6 protein-coding genes are annotated in these 4,349 nt (G+C 34.2%); all 6 read right to left on the reverse strand.

The genetic code is table 11. The annotated features are described in order from the left end of the window. Window positions 1-175 precede the first annotated feature (175 nt). Window positions 176-718, reverse strand: a complete 543-nt coding sequence (locus M0R38_13015; protein ID MCK9482655.1) for a hypothetical protein — start codon at window positions 716-718, stop codon at window positions 176-178. A 187-nt stretch (window positions 719-905) separates the two neighbouring features. Then, a complete protein-coding gene (locus tag M0R38_13020; GenBank protein ID MCK9482656.1) occupies window positions 906-1,451 on the reverse strand; it encodes a hypothetical protein in 546 nt (181 codons plus the stop codon). A 71-nt stretch (window positions 1,452-1,522) separates the two neighbouring features. Further along, window positions 1,523-2,059 carry a hypothetical protein gene (locus M0R38_13025; protein ID MCK9482657.1) on the reverse strand — a complete coding sequence of 179 codons (537 nt, stop codon included), beginning with the start codon at window positions 2,057-2,059 and terminating at the stop codon, window positions 1,523-1,525. A 267-nt stretch (window positions 2,060-2,326) separates the two neighbouring features. After that, window positions 2,327-2,851 carry a hypothetical protein gene (locus M0R38_13030; protein MCK9482658.1) on the reverse strand — a complete coding sequence of 175 codons (525 nt, stop codon included), beginning with the start codon at window positions 2,849-2,851 and terminating at the stop codon, window positions 2,327-2,329. Window positions 2,852-2,926: 75 nt separating this feature from the next. After that, window positions 2,927-3,538, reverse strand: a complete 612-nt coding sequence (locus tag M0R38_13035) for a hypothetical protein (GenBank protein ID MCK9482659.1) — start codon at window positions 3,536-3,538, stop codon at window positions 2,927-2,929. 266 nt (window positions 3,539-3,804) lie between these two features. Next, on the reverse strand, window positions 3,805-4,349 hold a 545-nt coding region (locus tag M0R38_13040), incomplete at its 5' end, for a flavodoxin family protein (protein ID MCK9482660.1).

Consider the following 4,349-nt stretch of genomic DNA (forward strand, 5'->3'; position numbering starts at 1 on the left):
AGACGCTCACTAGTTGAGCAAATAAAAACCGCTTCCCTTTGAGGGGGAAAGCGGCACCTCCTTCAGAGCATAAGGAGCGACCTTATGCCTCCGCTCTGCACTATTAGCGCAGAGCAACCACGGTACATATTATTACACGTCTTGAGAGAGAAGGAAAGGGGTAAACCCTTAAATATTAAGAATTTGAAGTTAATTCAATAGTAATTCTAGATGTATAAGTATCAATTGGGGCATCATTTAAAGTTTCAGTAGCTGCCTCAGTTAACCTTACTTTAACAAACCTTTGTTCTGAATCATTTTTACCACTACTAGATCCTGTAGCTGTAAAAGTCGTTGTATCGCTCTCTTCTGTAAGGTTTCTATCTCTATCTAATAATATTATGTCGTAATCAAAAGAGAAGTTAGCAACATCTGCTCTTAGTGGCTCATAGCTGTAAGAGACAATAAACATCTCATCTTTAGTTAGGTTTTCACTGTTGAATATCCAACTTCCAACTTCAACACCATCTCCAGTACACAGTATGTCAGGATTTCCCTTTAAGTTAAGCCCATCTTCTCCAAAATCTTTTCCAACAACATCAAAAGAATAATCTTTATCTAAAGCAGATATAAAAGCTTTTATATCGATATAGCCTTCGTTGCTATATCCACTACTTGCAAAAATTGCAAAAGAACTTAAAACAAGTAATAAAGTTAATAGGACAATAAGTTTTTTCACAAAATACCTCAATTTATTATATTATCAGAGGACAATATAGTAAAAGAATCCACCTATGTCAATAGTAGCTATAACAGTAACAGGAAATATTGTCATTAGATTATAAATAGCTATGTGCTAATGAATTATAACTATGTTTTTTAAGATTGTTGTGACACCTCTGTGCTAGAGTGTCAATAAAGAGAGGCTAATCAGCATTTAAAGAGATGGTAATGTTTGATTCGTATGTATTGGTTGCAGCAGCTCTTAAAGCTGTTGCTCTACCATCATCTGTCAAAGCAACGCTGAGTACTTTGTTAATTAAAGTAGAACCACTTTTTAAAGAAGAGATAATAACAATCTCCTCCCCACTAGATCTTTGAGTTAATGAAGAGCTATCGCCTAACTCATCTCTTTCTATTAAGACATAGGCAATTTCATCTGAGATAAGTGGGTTTGGACTTTGTAATGGATTGTAATCGTATTGAATAGCAAACCTAGTTTGTTGAACAGGTGGATTGTCTATTTTCAAAGTCCACGTACCGATATCAACACCCCTAGAGCCAGGCATTATCTCATCAGATAAAAGGTTAATTGATTCAGGATGCAAAGGTTCTACATTGAAATAGATTTCATCTTGGATAAAGCCCGAAAAAGTAATCTCACCAGTTCTTCTAACAGGCTCCACCCCAAACGATGAAGATAAAACAAAGAGAATTAATAATGTAACTAAAACAAGAATTCTCTTATTCATAACAAACCTTCTTTCTCAAGTTACAACCAAGCACCCCGAACAGGGGTGCTCAGGTGTTAAAAAGCCATATATTAAAGATTAGTGGTAAGATTTAAAGTAATGGTTGATGTAAAGTCTGTTGCAGGATCCAACAAAGTAGGATCTTCATCTTCAACTAACTTAACTCTTACGTACCTCTTAGCAGTAGTTTCCCCTTCTCCAGCGACAAATTCAGTACTTCCTCCCGTTGCTTTATCAACACCACCACTACCAGTAGGATCAGTATGAACAACGATTTTATATTCGAGGGACTGTGTTGTGCTAGCACTCTCTAAATCACCATATGTATAAGTAACTTTATAACCCTCATCACCGACGTGCGCATAAGTACTAACTACCCAGTTACCTATTAATACTCCATTGCCATCTTCTTGAAAATCTGAATTTCCAACTATATCGATAGGCTCAGTCAATGTTTGATTAACATCCAATTCTGCTAATTTTTCTGGGCTGAGAATATAACCAGTTACATTCAATGTATTACTGTTTTCAACTATGCCATCATTAGCAAAAAGAAATGCTCCACCAACAATTGCAAATGCAATTAAAAGAACTAATACTTTTTTCATAATCTCACCTCTCTACAGTCAATTACTGTTAATAATAATATATACATAGATGTAACTTATGTCAACAGAATAGATACAAAAAATGTAAATATGTAAAATTTTAAAGAAAAACAATTATAAACCATTGTCTTACAATAAATTATAATAAATTATGGTTTTCTCTGCATATGACATCTGAAAGACATTTAGCAATTAAATAACTAAATTAAGCCCAATTTTAACCAAAAATTGACAAAAAAGAGTTTTACACTATGTCATATGAGAATTTTAATTAGTAATTAAAGTAAGTTGTATTTCAGTTGTGTAGTTATCAAATGGAGGATAAGTGTTGTCATCTATTCTTTTAATGAAGACAGAACCATTATTATTTTCTTCAGAGTAAGTCCCATTAACTTTAACTAAAGTAGCAAAGTTTGCTCCATTTTCAATAGTAGATTCACCATTATTAATAACATATGGAATTTTGATATCAACACCACTCACATTGCCAGTAAAGACAGGATTGCCTTCAACATCCAAGTATGTAGCACTAAGGTCTAATTGCAAAGTTAAGTCAGCAGAGCTATTAGCAGCAACAGCCCATGTGCCAACTTCAACTCCTGGCCCTTCAGCATCAACAAGGATATCACCTTCATCTAACCTTAAAGATTCATCTCCACTAAAATAACCAGTTAAATCAAACAGAGATTTAGATTCAATTGTCCCAACAAGGTTTAAAGTACTAGTTCCTATAGCACCACTTAAAGAAATAAGAGGTAGTAAAACTAACAGGAAAACTAATACCTTTTTCATCTAAATCTCCGTTTAAATTGTGTAAGAAAAAACCCTCATAAGAGGGCTTTTTCTATTTATAAAGATCTTACAATCTTAGTTGGTTGTAATAGCAGCTTTAATTTCCCCAGTATATACACCTGATGGAAGACCATAATCGGCATTGCCAGAATAATTAAAAGCATACGTTAAAGCATAAGTAGCCCACTTTGTTCCACCAGCTACAGTATTACTAACCAATGTTTTGGTTGCATTATCTGGTTTTACAGTAGTCGCTACTCCTACACTTTGGCTACCAAAATCTAAGGTTACATGATCATAGGTTTTATCACCGTCTACGTAAGTAAATACAATCTCGTAAGGAACGTAAGTTTTATTAGTAGCATCAAGTTCCATAGGAGTTCCTGTCAAATCAATAACAATTCCAACAGGACTGTTTGTTGCAAATGAATAGTATCCAAGAGTGTTAAGCCCTTGACCGGGAGCAAGATCCATACTGACAGTGCCTGAATTAGAAAGAGCTCCATTACCTCCTGCATTCTCCCCTGCAGCATCAAAAATACTCCCAAAAGAGTCATACTCAGTATCAAAAAACCCATGAGTGGTTTTTTGCAAGAGTTCTTGTGTAAGAGTGAGTTTTGCATCAGCAGTTGCAAAAACAAACCCTGCTACTAATAGTACTAGTAAGATTGTAAGTAATTTTTTCATTTTATTTCTCCTTTCGGTTAATCTTCTTTTTATCATCAATAGTAGAATACTAAAACTTTCAACTTATGTCAATAGAATGTTTAACTTTTTATCAAATAATTTTATTTATTTTTGATAAATTGTTTAATTTGTTATCTTATAATAGTTTATCTTTTAAATATTTTTTCTATCTTATGACATTTTAGTTGAAACATATTCCTTTTTATTAATTTTTTTGTTTTTTCTTAGTTTTTTTTGCTTTTTTAGTTACACCTTATGTCAACTCTTTAGTTCAAATAGCTGGCTAAAGAGTCAGCGTAGAGCTCTAAAACTTCTCCAAGTTGTTGAGATGGGCGGATAGAACTCTCTTTTCCAGCTAGATGGACAATGCCACTAACAGGTTGATTTGCCCAAGCTAAATCGGCATGCATTCCTAACGGAATATGGATTAATCCCATAGTTTGTGAGTAGTGAACCATTGAGTCAATACAATAAGCACCTTCAGCAATACTGTGATCACAACTGGTGAAACAGGCAAAGTAACGCCCACTTAACTCTCTAGATTCAGCTAGTCTATAAGTTGAATCCATAAAAGCTTTCATCTCGGCACTCACATTACCAAAAGTAGTAGGAGAGCCTAAAATAATCATCTTACTTTTTAGAAGTGTTGACTCATTAGCAACTGGAAGAGCCTGAATATCTTCGTAAAAATCGTTAGCAGCATCACTTTTGTTTGCCCAAATGTGTAAATCTGCATCTTCAACCCTATATAAACGAGCATCAACATTACGCTCTTGCAACAGCTCTTGTAGATAAGTTGCAATTATATAAC

Source organism: Bacteroidia bacterium (assembly GCA_023228875.1).
Taxonomy (GTDB): domain Bacteria; phylum Bacteroidota; class Bacteroidia; order NS11-12g; family UBA955; genus JALOAG01.

Bases quoted from the DNA above. Each gene is read 5' to 3' on its own strand.
- M0R38_13025 (MCK9482657.1), bottom strand. From the start codon at position 2,059: ATGAAAAAAGTATTAGTTCTTTTAATTGCATTTGCAATTGTTGGTGGA.
- M0R38_13030 (MCK9482658.1), bottom strand. From the start codon at position 2,851: ATGAAAAAGGTATTAGTTTTCCTGTTAGTTTTACTACCTCTTATTTCT.
- M0R38_13020 (MCK9482656.1), bottom strand. From the start codon at position 1,451: ATGAATAAGAGAATTCTTGTTTTAGTTACATTATTAATTCTCTTTGTT.
- M0R38_13035 (MCK9482659.1), bottom strand. From the start codon at position 3,538: ATGAAAAAATTACTTACAATCTTACTAGTACTATTAGTAGCAGGGTTT.